Raw genomic sequence first — 15,194 nt, 5'->3', positions numbered from 1 at the left:
CGGCCGGCGAGCGCCAAGGAGCGCAATGTGATACGCATTCAAGACGTCAACCTGATCTACGGGCGCAACACCGACCGCGAGACCCAGGCGCTGAAACAGATCAACCTGGACATCCAGGACCATGAAATCATCGCGATCGTGGGCGCCTCGGGCTGCGGCAAGTCCACCTTGCTGCGCCTGATCGCCGGCCTGCTCATGCCCACCAGCGGCAGCGTCAGCATCGACGGCGAGACCGTCGCCCACCCCCGCCAGGACACCGGCATCGTGTTCCAGGCCCCGACCCTGGTTCCCTGGGCCAACATCCTGGACAACACCCTGCTGCCCTCCAGCATCATGGGCCGGCTGGACGCGCAGGCGCGCAGCCGCGCCGAGCGCCTGCTGACCACGGCCGGTCTGGGACGCTTCCTGCAGCACCACCCCAAGCAGCTGTCCGGCGGCATGCAGCAGCGCGTGGCCATCTGCCGCGCCCTGGTGCACAACCCCAAGGTCGTGCTCATGGACGAACCCTTCGGCGCCCTGGACGCGCTGACCCGCGAGACCATGACGCTGGAGCTGCTGCGGCTCTGGTACGAGGATCCCAAGACCATCGTCTTCGTGACGCACTCCATCTCGGAGGCCGTCATGCTGGGCCACCGCGTGGTGGTCATGTCGCCCCGCCCAGGCCAGATCCGCGAGATCCTGGAGGTGAACCTGCCCCGCGAGCGCGACTTCTCCCTGGTGGGCACGCCCGAATTCACGCGCTGCGCGGCCGCCGTGCGCGAACTCATTTTCCAGCACGAGGTAGCCTGATGAGCGAACAGACCCAAACCCTGGCCCCGCCGGCCGCGCGCAAGCGCCGCCTGCGCCTGGGCGACTTCAATGAAATCACCATTCCCGCCCTGACCCTGGTCGCCGTGGTGCTGCTCTGGGAACTGGCCAGCCGCCTGTTCGACATTCCCGAGTACCTGGTGCCCGCCCCCTCCCGGATCTGGGAGGACTCGATGCAGATGAAGGACGCCATGCTGATGCACACCCTGGTGTCCGTGCGCACCATCATGCTGGGATTTCTGCTGTCCATCCTGGTCAGCTTCCCGCTGGCGGTGCTGATCACCTACTCGCGCTTCTTCGAGCAGGCCATCTATCCGCTGCTGATCCTGACGCAGTCCATCCCCAAGGTCGCCCTGGCGCCCATCCTGGTCATCATCTTCGGGCCCACCGAGCTGCCGCGCGTGGTCGTGACCTTTCTGGTGGCCTTCTTCCCGCTGGTGATCTCCATGACCTCCGGCCTGCTGGCCGCCCCGCCCGAACTGATCGAGCTGGTGCGCGCCTGCCGCGCCACGCGGCTGCAGGAGTTCTTCCGCATCCGCCTGCCCTACGCCGTGCCCTTCATCTTCTCGGGCCTGAAGGTCGCCATCACGCTGTCGGTGGTCGGCGCCGTGGTGGGCGAGTTCGTGGCCGCCGACAAGGGCCTGGGCTACCTGATCACCACCTCCACCGCCTTCTTCAAGACGCCCGTGGCCTTCGGCGCCATGGCCATCCTGTCCGTCCTGGGCATCGTGTTCTTCCAGGTGATCTCGGTGGCCGAACGGATCCTGTTCCCCTGGGCCGTCAAGGACAACCGGAGCTGAGGCCATGACGTCGACCTATACCGTGATACGCGGCGGCCTGGTGCTGGCGCACGCCCAGGCCCAGGCCGAGCCGCTGGACATCCTGATCAAGGATGACGAGATCCAGGCCATGGGCCCGCCCGGCCTGACCGCCCCGGCCGAGGCCGCCGTCGTGCGGGCCGAGGACCAGCTGCTGCACCCGGGCCTGATCAATGCGCATACCCATGGCCACGGCACCTACGCCAAGGCCATGGGCGACCGCTGGTCCCTGGAGCTGCTGCTGACCGCCGGCCCCTGGATCAACGGCGACCGCCACCTGGAGGACAAGTACCTGAGCACGCAGTTGAACGCGGCGGAAATGCTGCTCAAGGGCTGCACGGCCAGCTACGACCTGTATTCGGAAATCCCCGTGCCCAGCGCCGAGGGCATGGCCGCCGTCGCGCAGGCCTACCAGGACGCCGGCATGCGCGCCACGGTGGCCCCCATGATGGCGGACCTGTCCTTCTACCAGTCCGTGCCCGGCCTCATCCAGGCCATGCCCGAGGAACTGCAGGATTTCGTGCGCCGCCTGGCGCCGCAACCCTTCGAAGCCACCCTGGCCGGACTGGCCGGCTTCCTGGATCAGCGGCACGATCCGGATCGCATCCGCGTGGCCCTGGCGCCCACCATCCCCATGCTCTGCTCCGACGAGTTCCTGCAGGCCTGCGGCCGGATCAGCCTGGAGCGCGGCATAGGCCTGCACAGCCACGTGGGCGAATCCTATGTGCAGGCCCTGACCGGCATGAAGCGCTACGGAACCACCATCGTCCAGCATCTGGACAAGCTGGGCCTGCTCTCGCCCCGCTTCACTCTGGCGCACGCCATCTGGCTGGACGAGCGCGACATGGACATCCTGGCCGAGCGCGACGCCATGATCGCCCACAATCCGGCCAGCAATATGCGCCTGGGCAACGGGATCGCCGACCTGCACGCCATGCTGGAGCGCGGCATCACCGTGGGCCTGGGCACCGACGGCTCGAACAGCGGCGACAACCAGAACATGTACGAGGCCATGCGCCTGGCGTCCTTCTCGTCCAAGGTGCGCGGCCCCGATACGGCGCGCTGGGTCACCACGCGCCAGGCCCTGGCGGCCGCCACCGAAGGCAGCGCCCGCTGCTTGGGGCTGGGAACGCAGCTGGGGCGGCTGGAGGCCGGGCGCAAGGCCGACATCGTCTTCCTGGACCTGGCCCACATCAACTGGATCCCGCACAACGACACCGTGAACCAGCTGGTGCACCTGGAGGACGGGCTGGCGCTGCGCCACGTGATGGTGGGCGGGCGCTTCGCCGTGCGCGATCGCCAGTTGACCCAGGTGGACATGGCGCAGCTGCGCCGGCAGGTCGAGCAGGCCCAGGAGCGCATCGAGCGCAATACCCGCGACAAGCGCCGTGTCACCGAACAGCTGGCCCGCGCCGTGGGCGCTTTCTGCCTGTGCCTGGGACATGACCGCTACCACGTGCAACGCTGGGCGCATCCGGACCAATCATTAACCTGACCTTATGTTTTTCGAATAAATAGGCATACGACATTCATGTCGGGATTTGCTTCAATCTTCAATGACAACATCGCGGACACGCGGCAAGCGCGGGTCCGGGCTATCCAAGGAGGAAAAGAATGAGTGACTTCGATCTGGTGGTACGGGGCAACATCATCGAGCGCGACCGCATCATCACCGACGGCTGGGTGGCCGTGCGCGAGGGGCGGGTGGCGGCGCGCGGCACCGGCGCCGCCCCGCAGGCGCGCGAGCATGTGGATGCGCGCGGCCTGTGGGTGATGCCGGGCGTGCTGGACGGCCAGGTGCACTCGGGCAGCCAAGCGAATCAGGAAGGCCTGGGCTGGGCCTCGCGGGCGGCGGCCGCGGGCGGGGTGACCACCATGGTGGAAATGCCCTATGACGATCCCGAGCCAGTCGCCTCGCGTCCGCAGCTGGACGAGAAGATCGCCCGCATCGAGAGCGACTGCCACGTGGACGTGGCCTGCTACGGCACGCTGAACGACAAGCACGGCCTGGAAGCGGCCGCCGGCCTGATCGAAGGCGGCGTCTGCGGCTTCAAGTTCTCCACCTTCGAGGCCAGTCCGGGACGCTTCCCGCGCGTGGAAGAGGACGTGCTGATGGAGGCTTTCCGCCTGATCGCCCCCTCGGGCCTGGCCTGCGGCGTGCACAACCAGGACCAGGAGCTGACCCGCAAGAACATCAAGCGCATGGTGGAAGCCGGCGACACGGGCTGGGACGCCTTCCTGCGCGCCCACACGCCCCTGATCGAGAACCTGGCCACCAGCGCCATCTACGAGATCGGCGCCCAGACCGGCGCGCGCGCCCACGCCGTGCACGTCTCGCTGTCACGCGGCTTCGAGATCTGCAATATGTACCGGCGCGCGGGCCACAAGGCTTCCATCGAAACCTGCGTGCAGTACCTGATGCTCAACCACGAAGCACACACGCGCCGCTTCGGGGCCAAGACCAAGCACTACCCGCCCATCCGTCCCAAGGCGGAAATGGACCTGCTCTGGACCCATATCGCCAACGACGAATGCACCTTCGTGTCCTCGGATCACGTCAGCTGGGGGCTGGAGCGCAAGCAGTTCGACAACGTCTTCCAGAACTCCTCCGGCGGGCCCGGCCTGGAAACGCTGCTGCCGGCTTTCTGGACCGGCTGCGCCGAGCACGGCATCTCGCCCACCATGGTGGTCAAGCAGCTTTGCTGGGGCCCGGCCCAGCATTTCCTGCTGGAGCATCGCAAGGGTTCGCTGAACGTGGGCGCGGACGCCGACATCGTGATCCTCAAGCCCGAAACCTACCGTTTCGATCCCTCCACCAGTTTATCGGCGGTGACCTGGAGCTCCTTCGAGGACCGCGAATTCCACGTGCGCGTGCAGGCCACCTACGTGCGCGGCCAGCTCGCCTGGGACGGAAAAGCGGTGCGCAACGCGGCGGGCGACGGCCAGTTCATCCGCCCCCACAAGGCAGGCGAGCTGTCATGAGCCCGGCCATGCCCTTGCTGAACCAGGAGCGCCTGTGGCGCAGCACCCAGGAACTGGCCAGGTTCACCCTGCCCGACCAACCCTGGACGCGGCGCGCCTTCTCCGAACTGTTCATGCAGTCGCGCCAGTGGCTGCAGGCGCAGTTCGAGCAGGCGGGCCTGACGGTGCACGTGGATGCGGCCGGCAACCTGATCGGCCGGCGCGAAGGCCGCAAGCCCGGCCTGGCCCCCATCACGACGGGCTCGCATTGCGACACGGTCATGTACGGCGGGCGCTACGACGGAATCATCGGCGTGCTGGCCGGCCTGGAAGTGGCGCGCTGCCTGGACGAACAGGGCGTGGAACTGGATCACCCCTTCGAAGTGGTGGACTTCCTGTCCGAAGAACCCAGCGACTACGGCGTGTCCTGCGTGGGCAGCCGCGCCATGGGCGGGGTGCTGAGCGCCGCCATGCTGGCCGAGCGCAATCCCCAGGGTGAGACGCTGGCCCAGGGCATCGCCCGCATCGGCGGGCGGCCCGGGGAGCTGGACCGGGTTCGGCGCGCGCCGGGCGACACGGCGGCCTTCGTGGAGCTGCACATCGAGCAGGGGCCCGTGCTGGAATCCCGCCGGCTTCCCATCGGCGTGGTCAGCAACATCGTGGGCATCTGCCGGCATCGCCTCATCGTCGAAGGCCGCCCCGATCATGCCGGCACCACGCCCATGGACATACGGCGCGATGCGCTGGTGGGCGCCAGCCTGATCATCGGCGCCGTGGACCGCAAGGCGCGCGCCTACCTGGGCGGCCCCGACTACGTGGTGGCCACCATCGGCAATCTGAACCTGACGCCCAACGCGTCCAACGCCGTTCCCGGCCGCGTGGAAATGATGGTGGAGGTGCGCAGCGACCGCCAGGACATCATGGAGTCCTTCACCCGCGAATTGCTGGAGGAGCTGCGGCCCGGGATCGAGGCCATGGGGCTGGGCCTGGAGGCCGCCCAGGTCAGCCTGGCCCGGCCGACGGACTGCCATCCCGGCGTGATGCGCGTGATCAGCGAAGCCGCCGCCTCGCTGGGCTACCGCAGCATGACCATGCCCAGCGGCGCCGGCCACGACGCCGTCTACATGGCCGGCAGCGGCCCCATGGGCATGATCTTCATTCCCTGCCTGAACGGGCGCAGCCATTGTCCCGAGGAGTCCATCACGCCCGAACAGCTGCTGGACGGCGCGCGCGTGCTCTACCAGACCATCGTGATGCTGGACCGGGCCCTGGAGAGCTGACATGGACTGGCGCTGCGACCAACTGAGCGAACGGGAGCGCTACCGGCTGCTGGTCAACACCGTGCTGCCGCGTCCCATCGCGCTGGTCACCACCTGCGACGGGCTGGGCCGCGTCAATACCGCGCCCTTCAGCTTCTTCAATGTGATGGGCTCGGAGCCGCCGGTGGTGGCGCTGGGCCTGGAGCACGATCCGCACTCGCCCGACGGGCTGAAGGACACCACGCGCAACATCCTGGCCGGCGGGCAGTTCGTGGTCAACCTGATCAGCGCCTCCATGGCGCGGGCCATGAACATCTGCGGCATCCCCTACCCGCCGGACCAGGCCGAGCACCCGGACGCCGGCCTGGACCTGGCCCCCAGCCGGCAGGTGCGCCCGCCGCGCATCGCCCAGTCGCCCGTGCAGTTCGAGTGCCGCCTACACACCGCGCTGGACCTGGGGCCGCTGCGCCACATCGTCATCGGCGAAATCGTCCATCTGCACTGCAGCGACCGTATCCTGACGCCGGAGGGGCGCATCGACATGGACGCCTACGATCCCATCGGGCGGCTGCATGGCTCCGACTGGTACCTCGGCCTTCAAGGCCGCTTCCAATCCGAAAAATATACCCAATATCCCGGGCCCGGCGCCCACGACACGGCAGGCACACCATGAATCGTCGTACGCATATCTACGTCCTGAACCCCAACTCCAGCCAGGCGGTGACCGACGGCCTGGACCGCGCCGTCCAGCCCCTGCGCCTGGCGGATGGGCCCGTCATCACCTGCCTGCGCCTGCCCGAAGGCCCGCCCGGCGTGCAGAGCCAGACCGACATAGACGCGCTGGTCCCGCACCTGCGCGCCCAGGCCCTGAGCCTGCGGGACCAGGCCGCGGCCTACGTGGTGGCCTGCTTCAGCGACCCCGGCCTGTACACGCTGCGCGAAGCCGTGGACGTGCCGGTGCTGGGCATCGCCGAGACCGGCGTGCTGACCGCTCTTGGCATGGGCCAGCGCTTCGGGGTGCTGTCCATTCTGTCGGCCTCCATCCCGCGCCACCTGCGTTACTTCGGCGCCATGGGCGTGACGGACAGGCTGGCCGCCGACCTGGCCATCGACATGGGGGTGGCCGAGCTGGTCGATCAAGGCAAAACCTTGCAGCGGCTGACGCAAGTGGGCCGGCGCCTGCGCGACGAGCACGGCGCCGACGTCGTGGTGCTGGGCTGCGCCGGCATGGCCGGCCAGCGCGAGGCCCTGGAGCAGGCGCTGGGCATCGCCGTGGTGGAGCCTACGCAGGCGACGGTGGCTGCGGCGCTGGGCCGCTGCCTGCTGGGCTGGTGAGCCGCCATGGACTCGCCGCACTACCCCGACTGCCTGGCCGCCGCGCAGCGCCTGCTGGAGGCGCGCCGCCTGGATGCGCCCATTCTCGACTGGCCCGATGCGCTGCGTCCCGCCTCCTTTGAGCACGCCTATGTCATACAGGCCTTGCAGATGACGGCGCTGGGCCCTGTCGGCGGCTGGAAGGTGGGCGCCGCCGCGCCGGCCGCCCCGCCCACCTGCGCGCCCCTGCCCCTGCGCCACCGGCATGCCGATCCCGGCCGGCTTCCCGGCGACGGCTTGTCCGAACGCGGCGTGGAAGTGGAGATCGGCGTGGTGATGGCCCGCGACCTGCCCGTCGAGGACGGTCCCTACGACGCCGAACAGGTGTGGAGCGCCGTCAGCCAGGTCTGCGTGGCGGTGGAAATGGTGGAGTCGCGCTTTGCCGCGCGCGACAAGGTGGGACGGCTGTCCACGCTGGCCGATCTGGCCAGCCATGGCGCGCTGGTCTACCAATCCAGGGGCGCGCCCGCCCGCGACCCTCGTCTGCTGAACCCCGCATGTGTCCGCTTGCAAGTAGGCGGCCAGCCGCCCCTGCAGGGTCCCAGCCAGAACCCGGCCGGCGACCCGATGCGGCTGCTGCTGTGGCTGGCCAACCAGGGCAGCCGCCACGGCGGCGGACTGCGCCAGGGTCAGGTCGTCATCACCGGCTCCTGTCTGCCCATGCTGCGGGCCGCGCCCGGCGACCTGATCCAGGCCGCCGTGGACGGTCTGGGCGAGCTGGAATTCATCTGTGGATAGAGCCGGTCCGCTCCGCCGGCGCCCTCAATTCAGATGCCGCGACACAAAGGCCTCGATGGCGGCCTTGCTGCCGGCGCCGGTCATCCGATCCAGCACTTTCCCGTCCTTGAACAGCAGCACCGTGGGGATGCTTTGCACGCGAAAGCGGCTGGCCAGCTCAGGCGCCGCATCGATGTCCACCTCCGCGAAATGAGCCTGCTCCTGCATGTCGCGCGCGGCCTGCGCATACAGGGGCGCCATCATGCGGCAGGGGCCGCACCATTCGGCCCAGAAGCGCACGACGTGCAGCCCGGGCATGGGGGTGACGGCGCGGTCGAAATTATCGTTGGTCAGAATGCTGATCATGTTGGCGATACCTCGGGAACAGAAAAAACGGGAAGGCGCCGGCCTCAGGCCAAAAAGCGCGAATACAGCCAGGCGGCAATGTAGAGGCCCGCGCCGAAGGAGGCGTGCGCCATCAGGCTGCGCAGGCGCGCCACGCTGGGCTGCGGCGTGCGGGAAGCGAAAAAGCCGGCCCCCATGCCGGGCTGCAGCACCAGAAAGGGCGCGGCCACGGTGAACACCCCCCAGGCCAGCGCGGGCAGAAACGTCGGGGCGCGCAGCCAGTCCGGCCCGGCCAGAGCCAGCAGCACGGCAGCAAAGACCACGCCGACCAGATAATGCACGCCCCAGCCCAGCACCGCCTCGCCGGCGACCGGCGCGGCCTTGGCAATGCTTTCGTGCATCAGGCGGCCGCGCGGCAGATGCGCCGCCCAACGGCCCACCATGGCGTAATTGAGCGATGGGGCGCCGAACAGCCGCTTCAACAGCCACGCCCAGGCATCCATGACCAGGGTGGCCCCTGCGCCGATCAGCGCCGACTGCAGCAAGAAAGACCAGGTTGCGTTCATGTTTCATCCACTCCCGTTCGCATCGGCTGAACAGGCCGATGTCTGATGACTGTGCAGGGCAAGCAGCCCGCCGGCGGGCCGCTCGCGCAGGGACGGTCCGTTTCGACCAAATTAAATTCATTCAATTGAATGATTGAATTGTAGATTGATGCTAGACTTTTCGCCATGAAACCGTCAAGCCTGCCCCTGGATAAAAGCCTGGATCTGGCCGAGGTCGCCAAGACCCTGGGCCATCCGCACCGTCTCGTCCTGCTGCGTCACGTCGAACACGGCGAGCAGCCCGTCGAGCGTCTGGCCGAGCTGTGCGGCATGGCGATCGCCAATGCATCGCAGCACCTGCAGGTGCTCAAGCGCGCCGGCATGGTGCAGACGCGGCGCGAGGGCAAACATGTGTTCTACCGCCTGGCCCCCGGCCCCATCGTGGATATCGTGGACGCCTTGCAGGCTTATGTGGATTTCCGCCATGCGGAGATTCAAGCCCTGGTCCAGGACAGCCGCAATGGTCCTGAAGGGCTGGAGGCCATTGCCCTGAAGGATTTGCTGGAGCGCATGCAGATGGACGACACCCTGGTGCTGGACGTGCGCCCGCAGGACGAGTTCGAGCAGGGCCATCTGCCCGGAGCGCTCAACATCCCGCTGGATGTGCTGGAAAGCCGCCTGGGGGAGCTGCCGCCCGGCCGCCATATCGTGGCCTACTGCCGCGGCCAGTACTGCGTGCTGTCGGCCGAAGCCGTCCAGGCCCTGCGCGCCGGCGGCTACGATGCGCGCCGTTTCGAAGCGGGTTTCGATGGCTGGCAAAAGGCCGGCTTGAAGATCGAAGCGGCTTCGTCCTGAAGGCGGATTGGGGCGCGCCTTCCTGAGCACTGCTTTGAACATGGAAAGCCAATCGCACGCTCCATGAAAAGTATCGGCTGACCGATAGCAGAGATGGTCTTTGTGAAGACGCCGTTCGAGAAGCCCGGGGGACAGTCTGGGCTGGCCGCTTGCCGGTGCTGCGCACCGGTGCCCTGGTCGGGGTATTGCTCCGGGCGCGTCCTTAACTCGTGGGGTGTCTCGTCCCCCGGACGAGACACAAGCGTCCCACTCGAACAGAAGGACGCTTGCCTCCCTGCGCAATTCCCCGCCTGCGGCAAGCAGCCTGACCCGCCCTGTCTGTCCCCCGGGCTTCTCGAACGGCTCACAATAACTATCTCATCGATCACCCGATAGAAGCGTCGCCGATGAGAAACGTCTTACCGCATCGTGACCTTGGGAACCTGCACCGCAGGTCTTGATGGCGCTGGCCCAGCGCTGTTTGGGCCAAGCAAAGCGATGCTGTTTTCTTGAGGGGGGCCTGGGCGGGCCGGCGGGCGAGTCAGGGACTTCGCCGCAGGCAGCACGTTGGGGCGGGAGGCAAGGGGCGTGCTGTTCGAGGAGCGCGCTTGCGGTTCGTCCGGGGGACGAATCGCGCTCCGAGTTCACGACCCGCCCGCCCCGGCGTGCTGACAAGGGAACCCGTGCGCAGCACGGGCGAAGGACCCAGCCAAGCCGGCCCGTCCAGGCCCCCCTCAAGAAAACCGAGACTTTTCCCTGCTTGGCCCAAAAAACACAGCCAGTATCGAAACGTCCCGATAAACAATGAAGCGCCGAAAAAAAAGCCCGCGCAATGCGCGGGCCAAGGTCTGGCTGCAGTACTGCGGAAAAACTCAGATGCCGCCCATCAGCATGTATTTGACGACCATGTAGTCGTCCAGGCCATAGTGCGAGCCTTCGCGGCCCAGGCCGGATTGCTTCACGCCGCCGAAAGGCGCGGCCTCGTTGGACAGCAGGCCGGAATTGATGGCGACCATGCCGTATTCCAGGGCCTCGGCCACGCGCCAGACGCGGCCGATGTCGCGGCTGTAGAAGTAGGAGGCCAGGCCGAACTCGGTGTCGTTGGCCATGGCGATGACCTCTTCTTCCGTGCTGAAGCGGAACAGCGGCGCCAGCGGGCCGAAGGTCTCTTCCTTGGCGACCTTCATGTCCGGGGTGACGTCGGCCACCACGGTGGGCTGGAAGAACAAGCCGCCCAGCTCATGGGACTGGCCGCCCAGCAGCACGCGCGCACCCTTGGAGACGGCGTCAGCTATATGCTCGCGCACCTTGTCCACGGCGGCCTGCTCGACCAGCGGGCCTTGCAGCACGCCTTCGTCCATGCCGTTGCCCACCTTCAGGCGCGACACGGCCGCCACCAGTTTTTCGGCGAATGCGTCATACACCTTGTCATGCACGTACAGGCGGTTGGCGCAGACGCAGGTCTGGCCCATGTTGCGGAACTTGCTGGCCAGCACGCCCTCCACGGCGGCGTCCAGGTCCGCGTCCTCGAACACGATGAAAGGCGCATTGCCGCCCAGCTCCAGCGAGATCTTCTTGATCTGCGCGGCGCTCTGCTGCATCAGCAGGCGGCCGATCTCGGTCGAGCCGGTGAAGCTGACCTTGCGCACCAGCGGATTGCTGGTCATCTCGCCGCCGATGGCCGAGGCCGAGCCGGTGATGACCGAGAACACGCCCGCGGGCACGCCGGCCTCTTCGGCCAGGGCGGCCAGGGCGAAGGCGGAGTACGGCGTCTGGGTGGCGGGCTTGACCACGATGGTGCAGCCGGCCGCCAGGGCCGCGCCCACCTTGCGGGTGATCATGGACGAGGGGAAGTTCCAGGGGGTGATGGCCGCGCACACGCCCACCGGCTCCTTGGTGACCACGATGCGGCGATCGCCCGCCGGTCCGGGAATGGTGTCGCCGTAGGCGCGCTTGGCTTCCTCGCCGTACCACTCCAGGTAGGAGGCGCCGTAGGCGATCTCGCCCATGGACTCGGCCAGGGGCTTGCCCTGCTCGGCCGTCATGATGCGTGCCAGGTCCTCCTGGTTCGCCATGACCAGGTCGAACCAGCGGCGCAGGATGACGGCGCGGGCCTTGGCCGTCAGGGCGCGCCAGCCGGCCCAGGCCTGGTTGGCGGCCTCGATGGCGCGGCGGGTTTCCTCGGCGCCCATCTTGGGAATGGTGCCGATCTGCTCGCCCGTGGCCGGATTGCTCACCGCGATGCTCTGGCCCGAGTCGGCATCCGCCCATCGGCCATTGATGTACGCCTGCTGGCGCAGCAATTCCATTCGTTTCAGTTGCAGCATTTCGCTTTCCTTGTGCCGGCCCGGCCGGCGGGATGACATTAAATGTGTAGCGCCCGGCCGTAGGCGGCCAGCACGGCTTCGTGCATGGCCTCGGACTGGGTCGGGTGGGCGAAGACCGTGTGCATCAGGTCCTCTTCCGTGGTCTCCAGGCCCATGGCGATGGCGTAGCCCTGGATCATCTCGGTCACTTCATCGCCCACCATGTGCGCGCCCAGCAGCTCGCCGCTCTGCTCGTCGAAGATCACCTTGACGAAGCCCTCGGTCGAGCCCATGGCCAGCGCCTTGCCGTTGGCCGCGAAGGGGAAGCGGCCCACGCGCACGGCGCGCCCGCCGGCCTTGGCCTGCGTTTCGGTCAGGCCCACGTGCGCCACCTGCGGATGGCTGTAGGTGCAGGCCGGAATGGCGTCGGCGTTCAGCGGCGCGGGGTTCAGCCCGGCGATGTGCTCCACGCAGATCACGGCCTCGTGCGAGGCCTTGTGCGCCAGCCAGGGCGCGCCGGCCACGTCGCCGATGGCGTACACGCCGGGCTCGCCGGTCGCGCAGAAGGCGTCGGTCACGATGTGGCTGCGGTCCACCTTGACGGCCGTGCCCTCCAGGCCCAGCTCTTCCACATTGCCCACGATGCCGGCGGCCACCAGCACCACGTCGGCCTGCACGCTCTGCGCCGCGCCGGGACCCTGCAAATCCAGCTTCCAGCTGCCGTCGGCTTGCCTGCCGCTGGCGACGATGCGCGTGCCGGTGTGCAGCTCGATGCCGTCCTTCTTCAGGGACGCGGCCACGTGGGCGGACACTTCCTCGTCCTCGGCCGCCAGGATGCGATCGCCCATCTCGATGACGCGCACCTGCGCGCCCATGGCGCGGTAGAAGCTCGCGAATTCGATGCCGATGACGCCGGCGCCGATCACGGCCAGGCGCGTGGGCACGGCCTTGGGGACCAGCGCTTCGCGATAGCTCCAGACCGACTGCCCGTCCACGGGAAAATCGGGCAGGCTGCGGGCGCGCGCGCCCGTGGCCAGGATCACGTGGCGCGCCAGCACGGTCTGCTCGCCGGACTCGGTGCGCACGCTCAGGCGGTTCCGGCCCGCCTGGCGGCCGGCCAGCCGGCCGTGACCGTTGAGCACGGTCACGCCGTTCTTCTTCATCAGGTGGCTCACGCCGCGCTGCAGCTGCGCGGACACCGAGCGCGACCGCGCCACGACGGCCTGCAGGTCCACGCTGACGCCTTGCGCCTGTATGCCGAAGCCGCTGGACTGCGTCATCAGGCGCAGCACGTCGGCCGAACGCAGCAGGGCCTTGGTGGGGATGCAGCCCCAGTTCAGGCAGATGCCGCCCATATGGGCTTTTTCCACCACGGCGGTGCGCAGGCCCAGCTGGGCGGCGCGGATGGCGGCCACATAGCCGCCGGGGCCGCCGCCCACCACCACTGCATCGAAATTCTGTTCAGCCATGGCAGTCTCAGATCAGCGCGGACAAGGGGTTTTCGACGATGCGCTTGAACACGCCCAGCCAGCGGGCCGCCAGGGCGCCGTCGATGGCGCGGTGGTCCACGGACAGGGTCACGGTCATCATCTGGGCGATGGCCATCTGGCCGTCCTCGACAATCACGCGCTGGCTGGCCGCGCCCACGGCCAGGATGGCGGCCTGCGGGGGATTGATGATGGCGGCGAACTCGTCCACGCCGAACATGCCCAGATTGCTGATGGTGAAGCTGCCGCCCTGATACTCGGCGGGCTGCAGCTTGCCGGCGCGGGCGCGCTCGGCCAGGTCGGCCACGCTGCGGCTGATGTCGGAAATGGATGCGCGGTCCGCGCCCTTGACCACGGGGGTCAGCAGGCCGGTGTCGGTGGACACGGCTACGGAAATGTCCACGTCCTTGTACTGGCGCAGGGCCTCATCGGTCCAGCTCACGTTCATCTCGGGCATTTCGCGCAGCGCGGCGGCCACGGCCTTGATGATGAAATCGTTCACCGACACCTTGCGCGGCGCGGCGGCGTTGACCTGGGCGCGCAGCGCCAGCAGCGCGTCCATGCGGCAGTCGGCGCGCAGGTAGAAATGCGGCACGCTGGACTTGCTCTCGGTCAGGCGGCGCGCAATGGTGCGGCGCATGGCGCTGTGCGGCACGTCGGTGTAATTGCCGGCGGCCGGGGCGGCCGCGACAGGAGCGGCGGCAGGCGCCGCAACGGGAGCAGGCGCTGCCACGGGACGGGCGGCGCTCTGCGCCTGCAGCACGTCGCGCTTGATGATGCGGCCGCGCGGGCCGCTGCCGCTCAGCGCGGCCAGGTCCAGATTGGCCTCGCGGGCCAGGCGGCGCGCCAGGGGGCTGGCGAAGATGCGCCCGCCGGCCTGAACCGCCGCAACGGGAGCGGACGCCGCCGCGGGAGCCGCTTCAGCGGCAGGCGCCGCGGCAGGAGCGGCCTCGCCCGCGGCCGCTTCCGCATCCACGCCGGCCAGGGCGGCCTGCAATTGGGCATCGCCTTCGCCCTGGGCCAGCAGCACGCCGATGGGCGCGCCCACCTCGGCCGTCCGGCCGGCGGGCACCAGGATGCGGGCCAGCACGCCGGCGCTTTCCGCATTCATTTCGACGATGGCCTTCTCGGTCTCGATCTCCAGCAGCACGTCGCCCACGGCGACGGCCTCGCCTTCCTGCTTGCTCCAGGCCACGATGAGGGCGCCGTCGTCGCCCGTCGCCACGCCGGGCATTGTCAATACAGTGGCCATGACTTCAGTTCCTCTTGTCCAGGTCGTTTCGGTATTCGCGGATGTCGGCGTATTCCACCAGCTCCAGCACATTGCCTTCGGGGTCGCGGCAGAAGGCCAGGTACACGCCGGGTCGCACCTCGATGCGTCCGGGCCCCGTCATGAACGAGGCGCCGGCCGCCTGCAGGCGGGCGATGGCGGCGTCGATGTCCGCGACGATGAAGGTCAGGTAGGACGAGGTGGGCCGATCCAGGATCCATTCGGTGGGCGCGGGCAGCTCGCCCGCCTCCACGGCCTGGATCAGCTTGATGCGCTCGCCGTAGGACGTCTGCAGGCGGACCACGGTGTAGCCAGCGGCCGACATGGCGGCGGCGCGGGCCTTGTCGGCCGGCACCACGAATTCGCTGACGAACTGGAAGTCCAGCACGTCTTCGTAGAAGCGGCGCAGGGCCGGCAGGTCGCGGCAGCTGATGCCCACTTCCAGGGGGGAAACCATCTTCATGTTCATGA

15 protein-coding genes and 1 pseudogene are annotated in these 15,194 nt (G+C 68.3%); 10 read left to right on the top strand and 6 right to left on the bottom strand.

Features of this window, described 5'->3' with window-relative positions; genetic code table 11:
• Positions 1-27 precede the first annotated feature (27 nt).
• The 8 genes from ACF3ND_RS01600 (at position 28) to ACF3ND_RS01565 (ending at position 7,957) form a co-directional block, all read left to right on the top strand.
• Positions 28-789 carry an ABC transporter ATP-binding protein gene (locus ACF3ND_RS01600; RefSeq protein ID WP_394063610.1) on the top strand — a complete coding sequence of 254 codons (762 nt, stop codon included), beginning with the start codon at positions 28-30 and terminating at the stop codon, positions 787-789.
• Positions 789-1,607: an ABC transporter permease gene (locus ACF3ND_RS01595; protein ID WP_394063608.1), complete on the top strand. Its 819-nt coding sequence runs from the start codon at positions 789-791 to the stop codon at positions 1,605-1,607. The genes ACF3ND_RS01600 and ACF3ND_RS01595 overlap by 1 nt, the downstream gene beginning before the upstream one ends.
• 4 nt (positions 1,608-1,611) lie before the next feature.
• Positions 1,612-3,120 carry an amidohydrolase family protein gene (locus tag ACF3ND_RS01590; protein ID WP_394063607.1) on the top strand — a complete coding sequence of 503 codons (1,509 nt, stop codon included), beginning with the start codon at positions 1,612-1,614 and terminating at the stop codon, positions 3,118-3,120.
• Positions 3,121-3,239: 119 nt separating this feature from the next.
• Positions 3,240-4,607 carry a dihydroorotase family protein gene (locus ACF3ND_RS01585; protein ID WP_394063605.1) on the top strand — a complete coding sequence of 456 codons (1,368 nt, stop codon included), beginning with the start codon at positions 3,240-3,242 and terminating at the stop codon, positions 4,605-4,607.
• Positions 4,604-5,866, top strand: a complete 1,263-nt coding sequence (locus tag ACF3ND_RS01580; RefSeq protein WP_394063603.1) for a Zn-dependent hydrolase — start codon at positions 4,604-4,606, stop codon at positions 5,864-5,866. The genes ACF3ND_RS01585 and ACF3ND_RS01580 overlap by 4 nt, the downstream gene beginning before the upstream one ends.
• A 1-nt stretch (position 5,867) precedes the next feature.
• Positions 5,868-6,518 carry a flavin reductase family protein gene (locus tag ACF3ND_RS01575; protein WP_394063601.1) on the top strand — a complete coding sequence of 217 codons (651 nt, stop codon included), beginning with the start codon at positions 5,868-5,870 and terminating at the stop codon, positions 6,516-6,518.
• On the top strand, positions 6,515-7,180 hold the full coding sequence (locus tag ACF3ND_RS01570) for an aspartate/glutamate racemase family protein (protein ID WP_394063599.1): 666 nt from the start codon (positions 6,515-6,517) through the stop codon (positions 7,178-7,180). Before ACF3ND_RS01575 ends, ACF3ND_RS01570 begins: the two co-directional genes overlap by 4 nt.
• Before the next feature lie 6 nt (positions 7,181-7,186).
• Positions 7,187-7,957, top strand: coding sequence for a 2-keto-4-pentenoate hydratase (locus tag ACF3ND_RS01565; protein ID WP_394063597.1), 771 nt, complete (start codon positions 7,187-7,189; stop codon positions 7,955-7,957).
• Between the two features lie 24 nt (positions 7,958-7,981).
• Here ACF3ND_RS01565 and trxA read toward each other — a convergent pair whose 3' ends face one another.
• Both trxA and ACF3ND_RS01555 read right to left on the bottom strand, forming a co-directional pair.
• The gene (gene trxA / locus ACF3ND_RS01560) at positions 7,982-8,302 is read right to left on the bottom strand and encodes a thioredoxin (RefSeq protein ID WP_394063595.1); all 321 of its coding nucleotides are present in this window, start codon (positions 8,300-8,302) and stop codon (positions 7,982-7,984) included.
• 44 nt (positions 8,303-8,346) lie between these two features.
• Positions 8,347-8,847, bottom strand: coding sequence for a DUF2938 domain-containing protein (locus ACF3ND_RS01555; RefSeq protein WP_394063593.1), 501 nt, complete (start codon positions 8,845-8,847; stop codon positions 8,347-8,349).
• 165 nt (positions 8,848-9,012) lie between these two features.
• On the opposite strand from ACF3ND_RS01555, the pseudogene ACF3ND_RS01550 reads away from it, so the two are divergent.
• Positions 9,013-9,264, top strand: a pseudogene (locus tag ACF3ND_RS01550) (ArsR/SmtB family transcription factor); the annotation flags it as partial.
• A 132-nt stretch (positions 9,265-9,396) separates the two neighbouring features.
• Entirely contained in the window at positions 9,397-9,681 is a 285-nt protein-coding gene (locus ACF3ND_RS01545; RefSeq protein ID WP_394065759.1) for a rhodanese-like domain-containing protein, read from the top strand.
• Between the two features lie 851 nt (positions 9,682-10,532).
• Here ACF3ND_RS01545 and gabD read toward each other — a convergent pair.
• Genes gabD through ACF3ND_RS01525 form a run of 4 tightly spaced genes read right to left on the bottom strand, consistent with a single transcriptional unit; the run spans position 10,533 to position 15,192 of the window.
• The gene (gabD, locus tag ACF3ND_RS01540; RefSeq protein WP_394063591.1) at positions 10,533-11,987 is read right to left on the bottom strand and encodes an NADP-dependent succinate-semialdehyde dehydrogenase; all 1,455 of its coding nucleotides are present in this window, start codon (positions 11,985-11,987) and stop codon (positions 10,533-10,535) included.
• Positions 11,988-12,025: 38 nt separating this feature from the next.
• Positions 12,026-13,435 (bottom strand): dihydrolipoyl dehydrogenase, encoded by a 1,410-nt coding sequence (gene lpdA, locus ACF3ND_RS01535; protein ID WP_394063589.1) that lies wholly within the window; start codon positions 13,433-13,435, stop codon positions 12,026-12,028.
• Between the two features lie 7 nt (positions 13,436-13,442).
• Complete coding sequence (locus tag ACF3ND_RS01530) at positions 13,443-14,705, bottom strand: pyruvate dehydrogenase complex dihydrolipoamide acetyltransferase (protein ID WP_394063587.1); 1,263 nt, start codon at positions 14,703-14,705, stop codon at positions 13,443-13,445.
• A 4-nt stretch (positions 14,706-14,709) separates the two neighbouring features.
• Positions 14,710-15,192 carry a VOC family protein gene (locus tag ACF3ND_RS01525; protein ID WP_394063585.1) on the bottom strand — a complete coding sequence of 161 codons (483 nt, stop codon included), beginning with the start codon at positions 15,190-15,192 and terminating at the stop codon, positions 14,710-14,712.
• Positions 15,193-15,194: the final 2 nt, after the last annotated feature.

The sequence above is a fragment of the Alcaligenes sp. WGS1538 genome, assembly GCF_043187505.1.
GTDB lineage: Bacteria > Pseudomonadota > Gammaproteobacteria > Burkholderiales > Burkholderiaceae_B > Alcaligenes.
Note: the sequence above shows the minus strand (reverse complement) of the source record. Positions and strands in the feature narration are given on the sequence as shown.

Excerpts from the sequence above, each read along its gene's own strand:
- ACF3ND_RS01595 (WP_394063608.1), top strand. The coding sequence starts at position 789 with ATGAGCGAACAGACCCAAACCCTGGCCCCGCCGGCCGCGCGCAAGCGC.
- ACF3ND_RS01590 (WP_394063607.1), top strand. The coding sequence starts at position 1,612 with ATGACGTCGACCTATACCGTGATACGCGGCGGCCTGGTGCTGGCGCAC.
- ACF3ND_RS01585 (WP_394063605.1), top strand. The coding sequence starts at position 3,240 with ATGAGTGACTTCGATCTGGTGGTACGGGGCAACATCATCGAGCGCGAC.
- ACF3ND_RS01580 (WP_394063603.1), top strand. The coding sequence starts at position 4,604 with ATGAGCCCGGCCATGCCCTTGCTGAACCAGGAGCGCCTGTGGCGCAGC.
- ACF3ND_RS01575 (WP_394063601.1), top strand. The coding sequence starts at position 5,868 with ATGGACTGGCGCTGCGACCAACTGAGCGAACGGGAGCGCTACCGGCTG.
- ACF3ND_RS01570 (WP_394063599.1), top strand. The coding sequence starts at position 6,515 with ATGAATCGTCGTACGCATATCTACGTCCTGAACCCCAACTCCAGCCAG.
- ACF3ND_RS01565 (WP_394063597.1), top strand. The coding sequence starts at position 7,187 with ATGGACTCGCCGCACTACCCCGACTGCCTGGCCGCCGCGCAGCGCCTG.
- trxA (WP_394063595.1), bottom strand. The coding sequence starts at position 8,302 with ATGATCAGCATTCTGACCAACGATAATTTCGACCGCGCCGTCACCCCC.
- ACF3ND_RS01555 (WP_394063593.1), bottom strand. The coding sequence starts at position 8,847 with ATGAACGCAACCTGGTCTTTCTTGCTGCAGTCGGCGCTGATCGGCGCA.
- ACF3ND_RS01545 (WP_394065759.1), top strand. The coding sequence starts at position 9,397 with ATGCAGATGGACGACACCCTGGTGCTGGACGTGCGCCCGCAGGACGAG.
- gabD (WP_394063591.1), bottom strand. The coding sequence starts at position 11,987 with ATGCTGCAACTGAAACGAATGGAATTGCTGCGCCAGCAGGCGTACATC.
- lpdA (WP_394063589.1), bottom strand. The coding sequence starts at position 13,435 with ATGGCTGAACAGAATTTCGATGCAGTGGTGGTGGGCGGCGGCCCCGGC.
- ACF3ND_RS01530 (WP_394063587.1), bottom strand. The coding sequence starts at position 14,705 with ATGGCCACTGTATTGACAATGCCCGGCGTGGCGACGGGCGACGACGGC.
- ACF3ND_RS01525 (WP_394063585.1), bottom strand. The coding sequence starts at position 15,192 with ATGAACATGAAGATGGTTTCCCCCCTGGAAGTGGGCATCAGCTGCCGC.